Annotated in this window: 16 protein-coding genes and 3 pseudogenes; 3 read left to right on the top strand and 16 right to left on the bottom strand. The window is 59.4% G+C overall.

Annotated elements, in window-relative coordinates; all coding sequences use genetic code 11:
* Nucleotides 1–241: 241 nt before the first annotated feature.
* The 11 genes and pseudogenes from V6607_RS12665 to V6607_RS12615 all read right to left on the bottom strand — a co-directional run.
* A pseudogene (locus tag V6607_RS12665) lies at nucleotides 242–1198 on the bottom strand (IS3 family transposase); the annotation flags it as partial.
* 10 nt (nucleotides 1199–1208) lie between these two features.
* A protein-coding gene (locus V6607_RS12660) for an IS3 family transposase (protein ID WP_134326149.1) occupies nucleotides 1209–2359 on the bottom strand; the annotation gives its coding sequence in 2 pieces (ribosomal slippage) (nucleotides 1209–2125 and nucleotides 2125–2359; 1152 coding nt in all).
* A gap of 61 nt (nucleotides 2360–2420) precedes the next feature.
* Nucleotides 2421–3028 (bottom strand): annotated as a pseudogene (locus tag V6607_RS12655) (IS3 family transposase); the annotation flags it as partial.
* A 592-nt stretch (nucleotides 3029–3620) separates the two neighbouring features.
* Nucleotides 3621–4700 (bottom strand): sigma-54 dependent transcriptional regulator, encoded by a 1080-nt coding sequence (locus V6607_RS12650; protein WP_003212528.1) that lies wholly within the window; start codon nucleotides 4698–4700, stop codon nucleotides 3621–3623.
* A gap of 99 nt (nucleotides 4701–4799) precedes the next feature.
* Nucleotides 4800–5465 (bottom strand): methionine ABC transporter permease, encoded by a 666-nt coding sequence (locus V6607_RS12645; RefSeq protein WP_003212526.1) that lies wholly within the window; start codon nucleotides 5463–5465, stop codon nucleotides 4800–4802.
* Nucleotides 5462–6208: an ATP-binding cassette domain-containing protein gene (locus V6607_RS12640; RefSeq protein WP_003212524.1), complete on the bottom strand. Its 747-nt coding sequence runs from the start codon at nucleotides 6206–6208 to the stop codon at nucleotides 5462–5464. The genes V6607_RS12645 and V6607_RS12640 overlap by 4 nt, the downstream gene beginning before the upstream one ends.
* On the bottom strand, nucleotides 6205–6999 hold the full coding sequence (locus tag V6607_RS12635) for a MetQ/NlpA family ABC transporter substrate-binding protein (RefSeq protein WP_003212522.1): 795 nt from the start codon (nucleotides 6997–6999) through the stop codon (nucleotides 6205–6207). The genes V6607_RS12640 and V6607_RS12635 overlap by 4 nt, the downstream gene beginning before the upstream one ends.
* Before the next feature lie 14 nt (nucleotides 7000–7013).
* Nucleotides 7014–8051 (bottom strand): isopenicillin N synthase family oxygenase, encoded by a 1038-nt coding sequence (locus tag V6607_RS12630; protein ID WP_003212519.1) that lies wholly within the window; start codon nucleotides 8049–8051, stop codon nucleotides 7014–7016.
* Between the two features lie 86 nt (nucleotides 8052–8137).
* Nucleotides 8138–8713, bottom strand: a pseudogene (locus tag V6607_RS12625) (thioredoxin family protein); the annotation flags it as partial.
* A 20-nt stretch (nucleotides 8714–8733) separates the two neighbouring features.
* Nucleotides 8734–8913, bottom strand: coding sequence for a hypothetical protein (locus V6607_RS12620; protein ID WP_087695230.1), 180 nt, complete (start codon nucleotides 8911–8913; stop codon nucleotides 8734–8736).
* A gap of 11 nt (nucleotides 8914–8924) precedes the next feature.
* On the bottom strand, nucleotides 8925–9167 hold the full coding sequence (locus V6607_RS12615) for a DUF2790 domain-containing protein (RefSeq protein ID WP_003212513.1): 243 nt from the start codon (nucleotides 9165–9167) through the stop codon (nucleotides 8925–8927).
* Nucleotides 9168–9383: 216 nt separating this feature from the next.
* On the opposite strand from V6607_RS12615, the gene V6607_RS12610 reads away from it, so the two are divergent.
* The 3 genes from V6607_RS12610 (at nucleotide 9384) to V6607_RS12600 (ending at nucleotide 13229) form a co-directional block, all read left to right on the top strand.
* Nucleotides 9384–10124 (top strand): response regulator, encoded by a 741-nt coding sequence (locus tag V6607_RS12610; RefSeq protein WP_003212510.1) that lies wholly within the window; start codon nucleotides 9384–9386, stop codon nucleotides 10122–10124.
* The gene (locus V6607_RS12605; protein ID WP_003212508.1) at nucleotides 10121–11425 is read left to right on the top strand and encodes a HAMP domain-containing sensor histidine kinase; all 1305 of its coding nucleotides are present in this window, start codon (nucleotides 10121–10123) and stop codon (nucleotides 11423–11425) included. The genes V6607_RS12610 and V6607_RS12605 overlap by 4 nt, the downstream gene beginning before the upstream one ends.
* Before the next feature lie 676 nt (nucleotides 11426–12101).
* Nucleotides 12102–13229 carry an IS481 family transposase gene (locus tag V6607_RS12600; protein WP_338739149.1) on the top strand — a complete coding sequence of 376 codons (1128 nt, stop codon included), beginning with the start codon at nucleotides 12102–12104 and terminating at the stop codon, nucleotides 13227–13229.
* Nucleotides 13230–13359: 130 nt separating this feature from the next.
* Here the strand turns inward: V6607_RS12600 and urtE are convergent, their stop codons facing one another.
* The 5 genes from urtE to urtA all read right to left on the bottom strand — a co-directional run bounded on the left by urtE (nucleotide 13360) and on the right by urtA (nucleotide 18308).
* On the bottom strand, nucleotides 13360–14049 hold the full coding sequence (gene urtE, locus V6607_RS12595; RefSeq protein ID WP_008430563.1) for an urea ABC transporter ATP-binding subunit UrtE: 690 nt from the start codon (nucleotides 14047–14049) through the stop codon (nucleotides 13360–13362).
* 10 nt (nucleotides 14050–14059) lie between these two features.
* A complete protein-coding gene (gene urtD / locus V6607_RS12590) occupies nucleotides 14060–14818 on the bottom strand; it encodes an urea ABC transporter ATP-binding protein UrtD (RefSeq protein ID WP_003218258.1) in 759 nt (252 codons plus the stop codon).
* Nucleotides 14815–15975, bottom strand: a complete 1161-nt coding sequence (gene urtC / locus V6607_RS12585; RefSeq protein ID WP_003218260.1) for an urea ABC transporter permease subunit UrtC — start codon at nucleotides 15973–15975, stop codon at nucleotides 14815–14817. The genes urtD and urtC overlap by 4 nt, the downstream gene beginning before the upstream one ends.
* A gap of 10 nt (nucleotides 15976–15985) precedes the next feature.
* Nucleotides 15986–16903 (bottom strand): urea ABC transporter permease subunit UrtB, encoded by a 918-nt coding sequence (gene urtB / locus V6607_RS12580; protein WP_003218261.1) that lies wholly within the window; start codon nucleotides 16901–16903, stop codon nucleotides 15986–15988.
* 196 nt (nucleotides 16904–17099) lie between these two features.
* Nucleotides 17100–18308: an urea ABC transporter substrate-binding protein gene (urtA, locus tag V6607_RS12575; RefSeq protein WP_003218263.1), complete on the bottom strand. Its 1209-nt coding sequence runs from the start codon at nucleotides 18306–18308 to the stop codon at nucleotides 17100–17102.
* Nucleotides 18309–18598 lie beyond the last annotated feature (290 nt).

Raw genomic sequence — 18598 nt, 5'->3', positions numbered from 1 at the left:
CCACTCGGCACCTCGCCTAGGCTCGGTGTGCCCTCACTCCGGCTTTGGACCGTGGGCCGCCGTCATGGGCCATCCCTGGCCCAGGACGGCTAACCCGGCGTCCTGCCGGGTTACCCACGCTCCAAAGCCTGCGTTCGGCCAGCGTGGTTTAACGGGGCGCCCAAGATCAAGATCAAAAGCAGATCAAGAGCACAGCGGCCTACCGGCGTTTTTCAAGGTAGTTGTCGCGTCCACCATCGTGCTACGCGACCTTGATGCTCACTGTCAGCTCCCTTTCGGGGTTCAGATATACCGTTCCGGCTGGCTTCCAGTTGCGTGTCTCACCAGACCAACGCTCCGGTCTCTTTTCTCTAGCTTGCCCGTAGATTGCATCGCGCCGGGCCAGGATTTCCCGGTCTTTTCCCTCGTGACGTTGAGCCGGTGTCACAAAACGGATTCGGCTATGACGATGCTCGGTGTTGTACCAGGTCATAAAGTCCCTCACCCAAACACGCGCATCATCCAGGCTGCTAAAACCATCTAGTGGCCACTGCGGGCAGTATTTCAGCGTCCTGAACAGTGATTCCGAATACGGGTTGTCATTGCTGACCCGCGGTCGACCACGAGATGGCGTGATGCCCAGATCGTACATCTTGGTCAGCAGCGTCACCGACTTCATCGGCGCGCCGTTGTCAGAGTGCAGCACCAGCGGCTGGCGCCAGCACTGTTCCTGGGTCACGCTTCGTTGCAGTAATACTGCTGCTTTTTCACCACTTTCTACGTCGTAAACTTCCCAGCCCACCGCCTTTCGGCTGTAGATATCTTCGATCAGGTAGAGGTAGTAAAACTTCCCTCGAATGGGTGACGGCAGGTACGTGATGTCCCACGACCACACCTGGTTCGCGGCTGTCGCCGCATGAGTGGTGGGTGCCGGATGACGATGAGGTCGCTTGGCACGTGAACGACGATGTTGCTGGCCTGCGGCATGCAACACACGATAAAACGTCGCCTCTGAGGCTACATAACGCCCCTCGTCCGCCAGTTGTGGCACGATCTGACTCGGGGGCAGATGCGCGTAAGCCTTGCTGTTGCACAGCGCTACGATGGCCTGGCGCTCGAAATCGCTGAGCGCATTGCTGGGCACGGGTCTTGAGGTTGTGGTACGCCCATCGGCCAGTATTTTTTCAGGCAAACTCCAGCGTTGCAGTGTCTGAATCGCCCCGGGTTTTCTAGACACTCTCCAAGCTCGCTGTGTAACGCTTTTCAAACTCTACCGGTGACAGTTGATTGTTGAAACCATGACGTCGTTTTGGGTTGTAAAACATCTCGATGTAATCGAATACATCCCCACGAGCATCTTGCCGCGTGGTGTAGATTTTTCTCTTGATTCGTTCCCGTTTCAGCAGCTGGAAAAAACTCTCAGCTACGGCGTTGTCGTGGCAGTTACCTCGACGGCTCATGCTGGCGACCAGGTTGTTGGCCTTTAAAAAGCTGCGCCAATCAGAGCTGCTGTACTGGCTGCCCTGATCAGAGTGAATCATTACTTCCTGCTTCGGCTTACGCCTCCACACCGCCATTAGCAGTGCATCGATGGCCAAGTCGCTCGTCATTTGTGACTTCATTGACCAGCCAACGACTTGGCGTGAAAACAGATCGAGCACCACGGCCAAATACAGCCAGCCTTCATATGTTCGGATGTAGGTGATGTCGGTGACCCAGACTTTGTTGGGCTCTCTGACATCGAACTGGCGCTTCAATAAATTTGGTGAGGCAACCGCTGGTTTGCCGCCAGATTTTCCTGGGCGTCGCCGATACCCAGTTTGAGAACGCAAACCCTCAAGGCGCATTAACCTAGCCACCCGATGGCGGCCACAGCTCTCGCCGACCTCGCGCAGGTCATCATGGATCTTGCGATAACCATAAACACCACCGCTTTCCAGCCAGGAATGCTTGATCAAACCGAGCAGTCGTTGATCATCCTTGGTTCGCGCAGATTTTGGTTCGGATAGCCATGCGTAGTAGCCGCTGGGATGAACCTTCAGCGTCAGACAAAGACGTCGAATGGAGTAGTCACCCGCAAGCTGCTTAATAAAGGCGTACTTCAGCCGCACTCCTTGGCAAAGTACGCGGCGGCCTTTTTTAAGATGTCTCGCTCCTCCGTCACCCGCTTTAGCTCAGCACGTAGACGGCGAAGCTCGGCACTCTGATCGTCCTCCTGAACGCGCTGCTCTTGGGGCTTGGTGTAGCGCTTAATCCAGGCGTAGAGGCTGTGCACGGACACACCCAATCGGGCAGCCACCTCCGAGACAGGAAGCTGCTTTTCGGTCACTTGGTTGACCGCCTGGATTTTGAACTCTTCGGGATAACGCTGGTTGCTCATGGCACCTCCTAATGGGCCTCATTTTAAGGCATGGAGGTGTCTACGAAACCCGGGGCGATTCAGTCCGTAGCGAAATGCCGACCTCCAGACAAGCAGGCGCCCTGCGGGCGCCCGCCGCGATGGCTTCATTAAGCCAACCAACGAGTAAATACCGTTCTGGCAACAAGGTCAGTTGCCCTCGTCGTCGCTCCCCCAGTAGGCATTGAGCTTTTTTCGCAACACCAGTAACGCCGCTGTCTCAGCCAATGCCGCATCCTTGCGCCGCAGTTCGCGCTCAAGCTCGCGGATACGGTTTTTATCGTTCTTCGACTGGCCGGTGTTTACATTTTTAACCTTTGTTTGCTGGGTGCTACTGGCGATAAATGCATTGCGCCAATCAGTGATTTGCTCAGGAAAAATCCCTTTTCGCCGGCAGTACTCACCCAGTTCCAGCTCTGACAGAGCTGCTGTTTCTATGATGACCGCCATTTTGGATTCGGCTGACCAATTCTCAACAGGTTGTTTGGTGTCGGACAATTGCGTTCCTCTGGCAGCGGCTTGCTTGCGCCAATAATGGAGAGACATATCGCTGCAACCCTCGCGGCGAGCGACCTCCGCCGCCGAGAGGCTCAGGGGCGGAAGCATCATTTTTAGCAGCGCAGCTTTGCGCTCTTCTGAGTAGAAAGGCATGACCATACTCTTGCCGCCCCCGGAATGTTTTTAAAAAAGTGGGGGCACGACAACTACCCTGACACCGGGGGCTACCGGCCGGCTTGAGTGTTAAAAGCAAAATCAAAAGCTAAAGCGGGCACGGTCCAAAATGTGGGAGCGGGCTTGCTCGCGAAGGTCGTTAACGATGACGCGGGCATTCTGGATGAACGCGGCGACCTCAGGTTTTTCGCGAGCAAGCCCGCTCCCACAGAAAAGCAGATCTGTTTTCGCTCTGGTCTTTGCTTATGCTTTTAACACTCAAGCCGGCCGGGAGGCCGCTGTGCTTTTGCTTTTGCTTTTGATCTGACTGCCCCAATAAGCCCGAGGCCGAACGCAGGTATTGCGGAGCGGGTAAACCGGCAGGACGCCGGTTTAGCCGCGCCGGGCCATGGATGGCCCGTCGCGGCGGCCCGCTTCGCGGTGCCGGAGTGAGGGAACGCCGAGCCACAGCGAGGCGCCGACAGGCGGGGCAGAGCGCTTTGGTTACTTTGCCGCTTTTGCAAAGTGACTCGCTGTAAGAGCGAAACCATAAGCCGCCGTTACCCAAATAACGGATATGTACACCAAAAAATCAGGGTTTAACCCGCCCCTTGAGCATCCCATGATTCACCAAAAGCGTCCGCATGGCATTGCGCGTCACCCCCAACAACTCCGCCGTACGCAACTGATTAAACCCACAAAACGCAAACGCCTCCCGCACGATCAAATCCTCGATATCGTGCAACAACGAATCCCCCGGCACCTCGAACAACCGTAGCAACTGCTCCCGCACCACCTCCTGCGGAATCCTCGGCGCCCCGCTGTTAACGCTGGCATGCATCGCACTCAACCCCGCAGAAAACTTCAAGTGCGACGGCATGATCGGCCTGTCCCCAGCCACCAAAAGCGCCAGGTGCACCACATTCTCCAGCTCACGAATATTCCCCGGCCACGGATAATCCAGCAACGCCTGGGTCGCCGACTCCGACAACATCGGCTCGGCGATTTTCAACCTGGCACTGTAGAGCCGCCGAAAATGCTCAACCAACGGCAGGATATCCAGCGGCCGCTCACGCAACGGCAACACCTGCACCTGCGCCACGTTGATGCGATAGAACAGGTCAAGACGAAAGTTGCCCGCCTCCACCGCCTGCTCCAGGTCGATGTTGGTGGCCGTCACCAGCCGGATATTGATCTTGATCGGCTTGCGCGACCCCACTCGCACCACTTCCTGCTCCTGCAATACCCGCAGCAGCTTCACCTGCAACGGCAGCGGCAAGTCACCGATCTCATCGAGGAACAGGGTCCCGCCATCGGCTTCTTCAAACCAGCCGATCCGCCGCCCCGAGGCCCCGGAAAACGAGCCGGCCTCATGCCCAAAAAATTCGCTTTCCGCAAGGTTCTCGCTGATGGCCCCACAGTTCACCGGCACAAACGCACCGGTGCGGCCGCTGGCGCTGTGGATATAGCGCGCCACCAGCTCCTTGCCGGTGCCGGTCTCGCCATTGATCAACACCGGCGCTTCACTGGGGCCAACACGTTGCAAATATTCGAGCAGTTGCAGGGAACGCGGGTCGGCAAAAACCAGTGCCTTGGCGCGAATCGACAACGGGTCTTTTTCGCCCTGGGGCAAAGTCAGGATCGGCGTGGGATGCCCGTGGGGACGGTTCATGAAGAGTATTTCCCGGCGACGAGGTGAAGGTACGTAAGGGAACTTTACTCAGTCACGCATATAACTAGAAATATTAAAAATTCATTAGTACATAACCGTTTATCGACGATGCGCCAGCGACCTCACGCAACGATCCCCCAGGCTTTGCACGCCCTGGACCAGCACCACCAACACAATCACCGTCACCACCATGATCTGGTTATTGAAACGCTGGTACCCATAACGAATCGCCAGGTCCCCCAGGCCGCCACCGCCAATCACCCCCGCCATGGACGAAAAGCCGATCAGCATCACCAGGGTCAGGGTCAACCCCGCAAGCAACGCAGGGAGCGCCTCCGGCAGCAGCACCTTGAAGATCACATGCCGAATATCCCCGCCCATGGCAACGATGGCTTCGATACGCCCCTTGTCCACTTCGTCCAGCGCGTTTTCGACAATCCGCGCAAAGAACGGAAAGGCGCCAATGGTGATCGGCACCACGGCGGCGGTGCTGCCCAGGGTGGTGCCGACGATCAGCCGGGTCAGCGGAATCAAGGCAATCAGCATCACCACAAAGGGCAATGAGCGGCCCAGGTTGATCACCGCACCCAGCACACGGTTCACCCGTGGCAAGGGGAACAGCCCGCCGCGGCGACTGACAAACAGCAGCACCCCCAGGGGCAGGCCGATCAGCAAGGTAAAGACCGCCGCCAGCAGCACCATGTACAGGGTTTCGCCAGTGGCCGTGAGCAGCAGTTGCAGGATGTCGTTCCAGTCCGTTTTCATACTGCCCTCACCGCTGGCAGGCTGGGGGCCAGTGAGCGGCCCAGGCTTGAGGCGGGGTCGGCCTGCAATTGAATCAGGCTGCCGCTTTCCACCACGCGCCCATTGGCCAGGGATACCGCGCTGTCGCAGATAGCCTTGACCACATCCAGCTCGTGGGTGATCAACACGATGGTCACCCCCAGTTGCCGATTGATACTGCGCAGCAGTTCCAGGATCGACGCGGTGGTTTCCGGGTCGAGGGCGCTGGTGGCTTCGTCCGACAGCAAATAATCCGGGCGCGCCGCCAGTGCCCGGGCGATGCCGACGCGCTGCTTCTGGCCGCCGGACAGTTGCGACGGAAACGCCAGCGCCTTGTCACTCAGGCCGACCAGTTCCAGCAATTCCTTGACCCGGGCAACGCGCTCGGCCTTGGGCTGGCCGGCGATTTCCAGGGGCACCGCCACATTGTCGGCGACGTTGCGTGAATGCAGCAGGTTGAAACCCTGGAAGATCATGCCGATACGCTGGCGTTGCTGGCGCAATTGCTTGTCACTGAGCAGCGTCAGGTCCTGGCCGTCCATGAGGATGCGCCCGGAAGTCGGGCGCTCCAGCAGGTTCAGGCAACGCAGCAAAGTACTCTTGCCCGCCCCGCTCCGCCCCACGATCCCGAAGATCGAACCATCGGCAATCTGCAACGACACGTTATCCAGCGCCGGCGGCTGGCCATCGGCGTAGGTTTTGCTGACCTGCTCGACGACGATCATTCGACAGCTACCGGAATCACCGAACCTGCATATTTTTCGGTGATGAACTTGGCCACCTCCGGCGAATTCAGGTCCTTTGCCAGCTGTTTGATCCGTGGGTCGTCCTGCAATTTCGGGGTGGTCACGAGGATATTCGCGTAGGGATTGCCCTGGGCTTTTTCCAGCCCAAGGGCATCCTTGGCCGGTGACAGGCCGGCCTCGAGGGCGTAGTTGCCATTGATCACGGCGAGGTCGACATCATCCAGGGCACGAGGAATCTGTGGTGATTCGATCTCGAGGATCTTCAGGTGCCTGGGGTTCTCGGCAATGTCCTTGGGCGTTGCCTGGTCCTTGGCCGGGTCGTTGAAACCGGGCTTGAGCGTGATCAGGCCGTTGGCTTGCAGCAGGTACAGCGCACGGCTCAGGTTGGTGACGTTGTTGGGCACGGCCACGGTGCCTTTATCCGGCACCTGGGCAAAGCTGGTGTGGCGATGGGAATAGATACCCAGCGGCTCGATATGCACGGTGGCCGCCACTGTGAATTTCTGGCCGAGAGCCTGTTCCTGGGAGTGCAGGTACGGCAAGTGCTGGAAGTAGTTGGCGTCCACATCACCGTGGGCCAGCAGTTCATTGGAGTTCACGCCGTTGGGGATTTCGATGATTTTCAGCTGCAGCTGCGGGTCGAGCTTCTGCACGTATTCGAGGATTTGCGCGTGGGGAATCGGGTCCGCCGCCACACGCAGGGCCTCGGCGGCCTGCGCGTCGAAGGAGGCAATCAGGACGGCCAGGGCCAGGGCTGTTTTCTTGAGCATGGTGATGTTCCTTATCAGGCGGACAGGGCTTGGGGAATCGTGGCATCGGCGTAAAACCGTTGGGCGACATCCGGATGGGAACGCAGGCGGCCCTTGAGGTAGTTCCAGCCGACGTCCCGCAGCAGCGGGTTACGCGGGTCACTGGTGGGGCCGTGGGCATCGCGCAGCAACTCGGGCGGCAACTGATACACCGGCACCACCGCGTCCAGTTGCGCACCGAGGAAAAACGCCAGGGACAAACGCTCGCTGCCCAGGGGCGGCGATTCGACCCGGTGCACCGTGGCACGCAGGTAGCCGTTGGTGGCCAGTTCCAGCAACTCGCCGATGTTCACCACCAGGGTGTCGGGGCGCGGCGAGGCGTCGATCCAGCGGCCCTCCTCCACTTCCACTTGCAGGCCGGCCTGCTGGTCTTGCAGGAGGAAGCTGAGAAAGCCGGAATCCTTGTGGGCACCGACACCCTGGCGACTCTGCTGGGCGTGGCGGCCGGGGTAGCGGATCAGCTTGATGTGTTCATTGGGCTTGGCGCCATACAGCGGGTCGAAAGCGTTTTCCGGCAGCGACAAGGCCTGGGCAAAGGCGCGCAACAGGCGCAGGGACATCTGCGTCATCGCCTGCTGCCAGGCCAGTAACAAGGGCTTGAGTTCAGGCAACGCGGCAGGCCACTGGTTGGGGCCTTGCAGGCGCGACCAGGCCGGTGAATCCGGGCCTTGCTGCAGCGGCTCGCGCTCGGCGCCGAGGTCGAACTGCTCACGCAGGTCCGGCTGCCCCCGGGTGATCTCCGACGCGGCGCGGTTGTAGCCGCGAAAGTGCGGGGAGTTGATCATGCCGACAGCAAGCTTGTCGGCCTCCGGCAAGGCGAAAAACCGGCGCGCCTGCTGCTGCACCTGGGTGAGCAACCCGGCGTCGATGCCGTGGCCGGTGAGGTAGAAAAAACCGATATGCCGCGCAGCGTGGCGCAGGTCATCGAGAAACTGCCCACGCTGGGCCGGGCTGCCGTCGAGCAGCGCCAGGTCCAGCAGGGGCAAGGTATTGATTGCCAGCGGGTGCGACATTGGGTGCTCACTCCATGAACAGGTACGTGGAGTGGTGAAGCTAAACGATCTAAAAACCCCGCAATAAATACCTTTTTGGCATTAGCTTAGGTTGGCGCGTTCGCTGCCCTGGCTTCTTCCAGCAAGGCCTGGATGACTTTCTCCTGATTGTCGTAGCGGCCCTCGCCGAAATGGCTGTAGCGCACTTTGCCGGTGGCATCGAAGAAGTAATGGGCCGGCCAGTACTGGTTATCGAAGGCGCGCCAGATGCGGTAGTCGTTGTCGATGGCCACCGGGTAATGGATGTCCAGCTTCTTGACCTGGCTGCGTACGTTATCCAGGACTTTCTCATAGGCGTTTTCCGGCGTGTGCACACCGATCACCACCAACCCGTCCCTGGCGTACTTCTTCGCCCACTGATTGACGTACGGCAGGCTGCGCTGGCAGTTGACGCAGTCGTAGGTCCAGAAATCCACCAGCACCACCTTGCCCTTCAGGCCCTCGGCCGTCAGCGGCGGCGAGTTGAGCCAGGCCACCGCGCCGTCGAGGGACGGCATGCGCTCATCGGACTGGCTGAAACTTTCGGCGTCGACGTTGTTGATCAGGTAGTTCACCGCCTTGGGCACGCCGACCAAGGCAACCACCAGTGCCAACAGCAGCAGGCCTTTTGAGCGGCGCAGGTATCGGATGAAGTTCATGGGTGTCACCTCGTGGCCGGGGGTGTTTCGGCGCGTTTGCGAGCCGCGCCGTTTTGCGCCAGCGGCGTGTTCTGGAAGCAGGTTTCACTGCCAGTGAGTTTTTTCGCGGTGGCGGCATTCACATCCGCCGCCACACCCGCTAGGGAAAACGCCAGGGCGCTGAGAAAGCTGTTGAGTGGGGTCATGGCCGGTCTCCTCAGCTGCCTTCAAGGCAATTGCTGGAAAATTTGCGGTAGTCGAGGACGTGGCGCTGGCCCTCGGAATCGAGGTAGGTCAGTTTCGAGTTGACGATGCCGCACAGCGCGCCACCGGACTCCTCGGAGATCGACAGCACCTGGTGGATATCCGGCTGGCTGGCGGTGGTTTCGGCATGGGCGGCAACACTCAGGCCAGTGAGTAAGGCAAACAGGCAACTGGCATAGGCAGCTTTGATAGTCATGGGTGGTTCCCCGGGGGTTCAAGTGGGCCGAGGCGGATTACCTCGATGGGCTCATTTGAACCTTGCGAGGTATCCGGATTGTGTCGGCCAGGCCCGGATTTTTGCGTCGATGTGTATCTCGTCACCGCCAGATACACTGCAATACAAAGGGCACAAGGCAAGCCCGCCGCCAGTGGCTAGACTGCGCATCAATGACTAATCAACGAGGAAGGCAGCATGGATCACGTCGATCACATTCTGATTGTCGATGACGATCGGGAGATCCGCGAACTGGTGGGCAACTACCTGAAAAAGAACGGCCTGCGCACCACCGTGGTGGCTGACGGCCGGCAGATGCGCAGCTTCCTCGACACCACGCCCGTGGACCTGATCGTGCTGGACATCATGATGCCCGGCGACGACGGCTTGCAGCTGTGCCGCGAACTGCGGGTGGGCAAGCACAAGGCCACGCCGATCCTGATGCTCACCGCGCGCAACGATGAAACCGACCGCATCATCGGCCTGGAAATGGGCGCCGACGATTACCTGGTCAAGCCCTTCGCCGCCCGTGAACTGCTGGCCCGCATCAACGCCGTGCTGCGGCGCACACGGATGCTGCCGCCAAACCTGGTGGTGACCGAAAGCGGCCGGCTGATCCGCTTTGGCCGCTGGCGCCTGGACACCACCGCCCGCCATCTGCTGGACGAAGACAACACCCTGGTGGCCTTGAGCGGTGCCGAATACCGTTTGCTGCGCGTCTTCCTCGACCATCCGCAACGGGTGCTCAACCGTGACCAGTTGCTGAACCTGACACAGGGCCGGGACGCGGACCTGTTCGACCGCTCCATCGACCTGCTGGTCAGCCGCCTGCGCCAGCGCCTTTTGGACGACGCCCGCGAACCGGCCTACATCAAGACCGTGCGCAGCGAAGGCTATGTGTTCTCCCTGGCCGTGGAAATCCTTGGGGACCCGGCATGACCCTCACGTTCCGCTGGCCGCGCACCCTCGCGGCGCAACTGACGGTAATTTTCATCGTCAGCCTGCTGTGCGCCAACGCCCTGTCGTTCAGTGCGCAGTTCTATGAACGCTACATGAGTGCCCGCAGCGTAATGCTGGGCAACCTGGAAAACGACGTATCGACGTCGATCGCGATCCTCGACCGCCTGCCCGCCGCCGAGCGTGCCAGCTGGCTGCCGCGCCTCGACCGCAACGCCTACCGCTACCTGCTGAATGCCGGCGAACCCGGCGAGCCGATGGCCAGCGACAACGTGCCCATGGCCGCGACGTCGATTTCCGATGCGTTGGGCGAGCACTACCCGCTGACGTTCCGCGACATCCCGGGCCTGCAAAAACACTTCCAGGCGCACCTGACCCTGGCCGATGGCAGCCCGGTCACGATTGATGTCTATCCCAAGCCGATCCCGTTTGCGTTCTGGCTGCCGGTGGTACTGGTGCTGCAACTGGTGGTGTTGCTGGTGTGCACCTGGATCGCCGTGCGCATCGCCATCCGCCCACTGACACGCCTGGCACGGGCGGTGGAAACCCTCGACCCGAATGCCCGCCCGACGCCGCTGGACGAAACCGGCCCCACCGAGGTGGCGCATGCGGCGGCGGCGTTCAACGAAATGCAGAAACGGATTGCCGAGTACCTCAAGGAGCGCATGCAGATTCTGGCGGCGATCTCCCATGACTTGCAGACGCCGATCACCCGCATGAAATTGCGTGCCGAGTTCATGGAGGACTCGGTGGACCGGGAAAAGCTCTGGAGTGACCTGGGGGAAATGGAGCATCTGGTGCGCGAGGGTGTGGCGTATGCCCGCAGTGTGCATGGGTCCACCGAGGCCAGTTGCCGGATCGACCTGGATGCGTTTCTCGACAGCCTGGTGTTTGATTACCAGGATATGAACAAGCAAGTGAGTTTGACCGGTAAAAGCGCGGTGGTTTTGGATACGCGGCCCCATGCGTTGCGTCGGGTGCTGGTGAACCTGGTGGACAACGCGCTGAAATTTGCCGGGGAGGCGCAGTTGGAGGTGGGGTCGACGGCGGCGGGTGAGCTTTCGATCAAGGTGCTGGACCGGGGGCCGGGGATTGCCGAGGATGAACTGGTGCAGGTGATGCAGCCGTTTTACCGGGTGGAGAGTTCGCGTAATCGTGGCACTGGTGGTACAGGGCTGGGGTTGGCGATTGCCCAGCAACTGGCGGTGGCGATTGGTGGGGAGTTGACGTTGAGCAACCGGGACGGCGGGGGGTTGTGTGCGCAGGTTCGGCTGGAGCTGTGACGGGCGGTGTGTATATCCATTATTTGGGTGATGGCTTGTATCGGTTCCGCTCTTACAGCGGCTCACTTTTGAACAGCCGGAATGCCGGCCCAGTCAAAAGTAAGCAAAACGCTCTTGCCCCACCACTCGGCTCCTCGCCTAGGCGAGGAGTGCCCTACTCCGGCTTGAGTGTTTAGAAGCAAAATCAAAAGCTAAAGCGGGCACGGTGCACTGTAGGAGCTGGCTTGCCGGCGATGGCATCGCCTCGGTGTGTCTGATGTACCGAGGTGTCTGCATCGCCGGCAAGCCAGCTCCTACAGAAAAGCAGCTCTGCTTTCGCTCTGGTTTTTGATTTGGCTTTTAACACTCAGGTCGGCTTTCAGGCCGCCGTGCTCTTGCTTTTGATCTTGATCTTGCTCTGACTGCCCCAATAAGCCCAAGGCCGAACGCAGGTATTGCGGAGCGGGTAAACCGGCAGGACGCCGGTTTAGCCGCGCTGGGCCAAGGATGGCCCATCGCGGCGGCCCGCGGAGCAATGCCGGAGTGAGGGAACGCCGAGCCTAGGCGAGGCGCCGACAGGCGGGGCAGAGCGCTTTGGTTACTTTGCCGCTTTTTGTACGGACCGGACACATGGTTGACGGGTGTACGGGGACATGGTTGACACTTTTCGGCGAGCTAACTACGCCGGAAAACCATCATGCCCTGGAATACGAGAGACGCCATGAGCCTGAAAAAAGAGTTCGTTGCCTTAGCCCGGCAACCCGGCAGCAATAAACGAGAACTGTGTCGACGGTTCGGTATCAGTCCCCAAACCGCGTACAAGTGGCTCGGTCGCTACGAAGAACAAGGCCAGCAAGGTCTGCTGGAGAAATCCCGCAGGCCAGCCACTAGCCCAAAACTTACCGAGCCCGCGCTGGAGACTGAAGTCTTGGCAATTAGGCGGGAGCATCCAGCCTGGGGCGGCCGCACGATCAGCAATCTGTTAGATAAGCGTATCGCTCCTAGCACTGTCACCAATGTCTTACATCGCCATGGTTTGGTTCAAACGGTCCCAAAAGAGTTACAGGCAGCAAGGTTGAGGTTTGAACACGACGCGCCCAATGATCTTTGGCAGATGGATTTCAAAGGGCATTTCCCAACGCAACAAGGCCGATGCCATCCGCTAACTGTTTTGGACGACCATTCTCGTTTCAACTTGGCAATCAAAGCCTGTGCCAACGAGCGCACAGCCACGGTACAGGAGCAGTTGATCGCGGTTTTTCGGCGCTACGGTTTACCAGCTCGTATCAACGTCGATAACGGGCCCCCATGGGGCTCTCCGCGTAATCCGGGGGAGATCACGGAACTGAGTATCTGGCTCGTTCGCCTAGGTATCAGAGTAAGTTTCAGTCGGCCTTTCCACCCTCAAACCAATGGGAAAATCGAACGATTTCATCGGTCACTCAAGGCTGAAGTGCTCAACGGCCGCCATTTTCGGACGCTTGCAGAAGCGCAAACAAATCTTGATCAATGGCGAGAGGTTTATAACCATCAACGCCCTCATCAAGCCCTGGATTACAAGGTTCCAATGGACCGATACCGAGAAAGCCCCTGGGCTTATCCGGAGACGCTTTTGGCGTTTGAGTACGGGCCGGACGATTTAAAGGCCAAGGTTTATCACAGCCGATTTAAGTTTCAGAAGCGCTATTTCAGGATCGCCAAAGGCCTGGCCGGACATCACATCGCACTACGTCCCAACACTGAGAGTGACGGGCTATTTGACGTCTATTTCTGCCATCATTTTTTGCGAACGATCGACGTGAAACAGCCTGATTACGGTTCATAATGTGTCAACCATGTCCCCGCACATGTGTCCACCATGTGTCCGGTCCGTACACGCTTTTGCAAAGTGACTCGCTGTAAGAGCGAAACCATAAGCCGCCGTTACCCAAATAACGGATATGTACCCAGCCAGGTCAAACCGACAAGTACCGACTGATAGTCGCCTCATCCACCCGATCCCGAGTTTCCTCAATCACAAACCTCCCCTTCTCAATCACCAAAAACCGATCAGCAATTTCCAAAGTAAACGACAACACCTGCTCAGAAACAACAATCGTCAAATCCCGCAAATTGCGAATCTCCTTAAGCGTACGAGCAATGTCCTTGATGATCGAAGGCTGAATCCCCTCAGTCGGCTCATCGAGCAACAACACCTTGGGATTCGTCGCCAACGCCCGGGCAATCGCCAACTGCTGTTGCTGCCCCCCAGACAAATTCCCACCCTTGCGCGAACGCATGTCATACAGCACCGGAAACAGCGCATACAAATCCTCAGGCACCCTGCCCCGGGCCGCCGCCGGCAACCCAGTCTGAATATTCTCCAACACACTCATGCTGGGAAAAATCATCCGCCCCTGCGGCACATAGGCAATCCCCCGCTCCACCCGCTCATGGGTTTCAAGCGCAGACACATCATGCCCATCCACACTCACCTGCCCCTGCCACTGCGGCAAAATACCCATCAGGCTCTTGAACAACGTGGTCTTGCCCATCCCGTTGCGCCCCATCACCGCGACGATCTCACGCTTCGCCACATCCAGCTCCAGGTCGTGAAGAATCTGGCTCTGCCCGTACCCACACGACAGTTTGTCGATCTTGAACATGCCCGACTCCTCAGTGGCCCAAATACACTTCAATGACTTTCGGATTGCTCTGCACCGACTCCATGCTGCCCTCGGCCAGCACCTTGCCCTGATGCAAAACCGTGACCTTGTGGGCAATGCTCTTGACGAACTCCATGTCATGCTCGATCACCAACACCGAGCGCCCCTGGCTGATGCGCTTGAGCAACTCGGCCGTTTGCGCCCGCTCGTTGACGCTCATCCCGGCCACCGGCTCGTCGAGCATCAGCAATTCAGGGTCTTGCATCAGCAGCATGCCAATCTCCAGCCACTGCTTTTGCCCGTGAGACAGCAGGTCCGCCTGCTGCTGCAACAAGTCGCCGAGGAAGATTTCCCGCGCCACCTCCTCGACCCGCGCAATCACCTGGGCATTACGCTTGAAAAACAGCGCGCCCCACACCTTGCGCCCGGCCGGATACGACATCTCGAGGTTTTCAAACACCGTGAGGTTTTCGTAGATCGATGGGTTCTGGAACTTGCGCCCTACCCCAGCGCGCACGATGTTGTATTCGCGCATTTTGGTCAGTTCCTGGCCGTCGAACTGGATGCTGCCACTGGTGGCGCGGGTCTTGCCGCAGATCAAATCCAGCACCGTGGTTTTGCCGGCGCCGTTGGGCCCGATCACCACCCGCACTTCATTGCGGTCGATATACAGGTTGAGGTTGTCGACAGCCTTGAAGCCATCGAATGACACGGTGAGGCCTTCGATAGCCAACACCGGTTTCTTCATTTCAAAACCGACGGCGGTCATGGCTGTGTCTCCAGGATCTTGGCTTCAGCCTTGGGCTTGATCTTCGCGGGCTCGGCCTTGACCACCGGCTTGCGCCGCAACACTCGGGCCAGGGCCTGGCGACCATGGCTGTCCCACAACCCCGCCAGGCCGTTGGGGAAGTACATGACCACGGCGATAAACAACCCGCCCATCAGGTACAGCCAAAGCTCAGGGAAGGATTCGGAAAAGTAGGTCTTGCCATAGTTCACCAGCAACGCGCCATACACCGCGCCCAGCAGTGACATGCGCCCGCCCACCGCGGCAAAGATCACCATCTCGATGGACGGCACGATGCCCACGAACGACGGCGACATAAAGCCCACCTGCAAGGCAAACATCGCCCCGCCAATCGCCGAGAACGCCGCCGCCACGCAGAACACGAAAATCTTGAAACTGGCCACGTCATACCCGGAAAACCGTACCCGCTCTTCCTTGTCGCGCATGGCCATCAACAGCCGGCCCAGCTTCGAGGCGAGGATAAAACGGCCAATGAAGATGCAGCCGAACAACAGCCCGGCGTTGATGAAGTACAGGATCATCTTCGCGCCGTCACCGCGCAGGTCCCAGCCCAGCAGGGTCTTGAGGTCAGTAATGCCATTGACACCACCGGTAAGGCCTTGCTGGCCGACGATCAGCACCGTGAGGATCAGCGCAATCGCCTGGGTGACGATGGAGAAATACACATCGCCCACCCGCCGCTTGAACAGCGCCATGCCAATGATGAACGCCAGCAGCACCGGCACCGCAATCACCGCGAACAGGGTGAAGGTGAAGCTGTGGAACGGCTGCCAAAGCCACGGCAATTCGGTGATCTGGTTCCAGTCCATGAAGTCCGGGATGCCCGGGGTGGACTGGATCTTGGTGCTGATCGGGTCCGAGGCCTCAAGCTTCAGGAACATCGCCATGCAGTAGCCGCCGACGCCGAAAAACACCCCCTGCCCGAGGCTGAGAATCCCGCCATAGCCCCAGCACAGCACCAGGCCCACCGCGACGAACGCGTAGGTCAGGTACTTGCCGACCATGTTCAGCCGGAAGGCGTCCAGGGTCAGCGGGAACACCACGAGGATCAACAGCGCCAACAGCACGATGCCGATCAGGTTTTGCTGGCCGCCCAGCAGTTTGTCTAGAGCCTTCATCGGTTCGCCTCTACTTGCGCACTTTGATGGAGAACAACCCTTGCGGGCGCAGCATCAGGATCAGGATCACCGACGACAGCGTCAGCACCTTGGCCATCGAGCCACTGAGGAAAAACTCCGACAGCGATTGGGTCTGGGCAATCACGAACGCCGAGGCAATGGTGCCGAACAGGCTTTGCGCGCCGCCGAATACGACGACCAGGAAGGTGTCGACGATGTACTGCGAACCGGCGGTCGGCCCGGTGGAGCCGATGGTGGTGAACGCCGCACCGGCCACGCCCGCCACGCCGCAGCCGAGGGCGAAGGTCATGCGGTCGACCTTGCGCGTGTTGATGCCCACCGCCCGGCTCATCAAGCGGTTCTGCACGGTGGCGCGCACCTGCAAGCCCCAGCGCGAACGGTAGAGCATGACGAAGATCGCCCCGGTCAGCAGCACGGTCAGGCCCATCATGAACAGGCCGTTGCGCGGGATCTCGATGGCGTCGCTGAGGTTCACCGAACCCATCAGCCAGGCCGGCGGTTCGGCACTCACTTCACGGGCGCCGAACACCGAGCGGAAGGTTTGCTGCATCACCAGGGACAAACCCCAGGTGGCGAGCAAAGTGTCCAGGGGCCGCTTGTACAAGCGGCTGATCATCGCCCATTCCACCAGCCAGCCCACGGCGCCGGCGACGAGGAATGACAGGGCAATGGCAACGAAAAAGTAGTACGGCTGAAAGCCTGGCGCGAAATGCGCGGTAAGGCTGGAACAGACGTAGGTGGTGTAGGCGCCAATGGTCAGGAACTCACCGTGGGCCATGTTGATCACGCCCATCTGGCCGAAGATGATTGCCAGTCCCAATGCCATCAGCAACAGCACGCAGAACACGGACAAGCCGTTGAACCCCTGCATCGCCGCGATGGCTCCAAATTCCGATAGCCATTCCATGATGATGGTCTCCTGAGCGGGAGGTTGAAATGCAATCTGCTTCTGCTTTATGTGGGAGCTGGCTTGTGTGGGAGCGGGCTTGCTCGCGAATACGGTGTGTCAGTACCGGATGCACTCACTGATTCACCGCTTTCGCGAGCAAGCCCGCTCCCACACAAAACCAGTTCCCACATTCAGATCAGCGCCAGACCCGAGGTTATTGATAGCCTTTCGGAAACGGATTCGGCTCGATCAGATCCGACTCGTAGATCACCTTGAACTGCCCGTTTGGCTGCACTTCACCAATGCGCGACTTGCTCCACAGGTGATGGTTTTCGTGGATCTTCACATAGCCTTCCGGCGCGTTTTTCAGCTCGATGCCAGGCGATGCGGCGACGACTTTATCCACGTCGAAACTGCCGGCCTTCTCCACCGCCGCTTTCCACAACCATGGGCCGAGGTAGGCCGCCTGGGTCACATCACCGATCACTGCATCCTTGCCGTACTTGGCCTTGAACGCTTCCACGAAGGCTTTGTTGTTCGGGTTGTCGAGGCTCTGGAAGTACTTCATCGAGGCATAGAAGCCAGCCATGTTTTCGCCGCCGATGCCCAGCAGTTCGTCTTCGGTCACCGACAGGGTCAACAGGGTTTGCTTGGACGCGTTCACGCCCGCTGCGTTGAGCTGTTTGTAGAAGGCCACGTTGGAGCCGCCCACCACGGCCGCAAACACCACGTCAGGCTTTTTCAGCTTGACCTTGTTGATCAGCGAACCGAACTGGGTGTTGCCCAGCGGGTAGTAGTCTTCGCCGACCACGGTGCCGTGCAGCACGTTTTCAATGTGCTTGCGCGCGATCTTCATCGAGGTGCGCGGCCAGATGTAGTCCGAGCCCACCAGATAGAAGGTTTTGGCGCCCTTGGTCTTGGCGATCCAGTCGAGGCTGGCAAGGATTTGCTGGGTCGCTTCCTGGCCGGTGTAGATCACGTTTTTCGACTGTTCCAGGCCTTCATAGAAGGTCGGGTAGTAGAGCAGGCCGTTTTCTTTCTCGAAGATCGGCAATACGGCTTTACGTGAAGCGGAGGTCCAGCAGCCGAACACTGCAGCCACCTTGTCGTTCACCAGCAGTTTCTTGGCCTTTTCGGCGAAGGTCGGCCAGTCGGACGCGCCGTCTTCCTGGATCACCTTGATCTGCCGCCCGAGGATCCCGCCCGAGGCGTTGATCTGCTCGATGGCCAGGCGTTCGGCCTGGATCGAACCGGTTTCGGAAATCGCCATGGTGCCGGTGGCCGAGTGCAACTGGCCGACGGTGACTTCGGTCGGCGTCACCGCCAGGCCTTCGTTGTCGGCCATGACGCCATGGCTGAACAGACTCGCCGCCAGCAGTGATAAAGCCAACAACGGTTTGGAGCGGATCAATCGTGATTCCATGGGGCGACTCCTCTGCAATGAGGGGTTCAGCATGGCGGCAGGTGGCCACGGCGGGTATACGCAGCCTGACGTAACGGGATACGTCATTTGACGTATGCCGTTACGCACCATTTTCGAGCAGGATCCCGCCCGCCTTGGGAAAGGAACCCCCTGTGGCGAGGTAGCTTGCTCCCGTTGGGCTGCGCAGCGGCCCCAAAACCGGCGACCCGGTTCTGCCTGGAAAAATGAAGTGGTCTTGCTGGGCCTGCTTCGCAGTCCAACGGGAGCAAGCTCCCTCGCCACGAAGAGCG

Origin of the sequence: Pseudomonas sp. KK18 (genome assembly GCF_037094675.1) — a bacterium.
In the GTDB taxonomy this organism is placed as follows: domain Bacteria; phylum Pseudomonadota; class Gammaproteobacteria; order Pseudomonadales; family Pseudomonadaceae; genus Aquipseudomonas.
This window is presented reverse-complemented; position numbering and strand designations above follow the sequence as displayed.